Origin of the sequence: Streptosporangium sp. NPDC006013, from assembly GCF_040614275.1 — a bacterium.
Lineage (GTDB): Bacteria > Actinomycetota > Actinomycetes > Streptosporangiales > Streptosporangiaceae > Streptosporangium.
This window is the reverse complement of record NZ_JBEXUE010000974.1, coordinates 1-1148: the sequence shown is the minus strand read 5'-3', so window position 1 is coordinate 1148 and position 1148 is coordinate 1. Positions and strand designations below refer to the sequence as shown.

2 protein-coding genes are annotated in these 1148 nt (G+C 74.5%); one reads left to right on the top strand and one right to left on the bottom strand.

Annotated features, from left to right (window positions below; genetic code table 11):
• A partial coding sequence (locus ABZ260_RS51380) for an alpha/beta hydrolase (protein WP_355633335.1) occupies nucleotides 1-695 on the top strand: 695 nt, incomplete at its 5' end.
• A 12-nt stretch (nucleotides 696-707) separates the two neighbouring features.
• Here ABZ260_RS51380 and ABZ260_RS51375 read toward each other — a convergent pair.
• Nucleotides 708-1067 carry an ABC transporter ATP-binding protein gene (locus ABZ260_RS51375; RefSeq protein WP_355633333.1) on the bottom strand — a complete coding sequence of 120 codons (360 nt, stop codon included), beginning with the start codon at nucleotides 1065-1067 and terminating at the stop codon, nucleotides 708-710.
• Between the last annotated feature and the right edge of the window lie 81 nt (nucleotides 1068-1148).

The following is a 1148-nucleotide window of genomic DNA, read 5'->3' as shown; positions in this document are numbered from 1 at the left end:
ACTTCATCCTGCTGGACACCCCGCCAGCCCCCGGAACGGTGGCCTCGTGGGTGAGCACCTTCCACCGCGAGTTCCCGGACGCCGGCCACGTCGCCGGGCTACGCCGGCTCGCCGCGCCGCCGGTCGTGGCCGCGCACAGCATAGGCGGGGCGGTGGCCACCCGGGTCGCCGAACTGGCCCCCGAGCTGGTGGCCGGGCTGGTGTACGTCACCGCGTTCGTCCCCACCTCGCTGGGTCCCGTGGGCGCGTACCTGGCCCTGCCGGAGGCGCAGACCGCGCTCGGCGGCGGGCTCTACCTGGGCGATCCCGCGGCCGTCGGCGCGGTGCGGATCGACCCGCGCAGCACCGACCCCGCCTACCAGGACGAACTGTACGCGGCCTACTTCAGCGACCTCGACCGCCCCGGTTTCCAGGCCATGGCCGCCTCCCTCACCCCCGACCAGCCGATGGCGTTCCTCACCACCCCGACCGGGGCCACGGCCGAGCGCTGGGGGAGCGTGCCCCGGACGTACATCCGCACCACCCGCGACCGCGCGCTGCCCGTCGCGCTCCAGGACGTGATGATCCGGCACGCCGACGAGCTGGCCCCCGCGACCGCGTTCGCCCAGGCGACCCTCGACGCGGGGCACGCCGTCTTCGCCGGCGCCCCGGCCGAGGTGGCGGACATCATCCACCATGCCCCGGCACGACGGTGACGACCAGGCTGGTCACGCCGAAGGGCGGCCGTCAGGGATGGCGGCGAGCAACTGGCGGGTGAACGGCGCCTCGGGGGCGGCGAGCACCTCGGCGGTCGGGCCGGACTCGATGATCCTGCCGTCCCGCATCACCGCGAGCCGTCCCGCGGCGGCGGCCACCACGGCGAGGTCGTGCGAGATGAGCAGATAGGCCATCCCGTGCCTGTCCTGGAGCCGGCGCAGCAGCGTGAGGATCTGGGCCTGGGTCACCGCGTCCAGGGCGGACACCGGCTCGTCGAGCACGATCAGGTCGGGCGACGGCGCCAGCGCACGGGCGATGGCGACGCGCTGGCGCTGCCCGCCGGAGAGCGCCGAGGGCCGCCGCCGGGCCACCTCGGGGGCGCCGATAAAAGTTACATTTAATAGCTAACCGGACGGATCGTGCCCCGGTGAACCGGCGGCGCGTGAGATTCC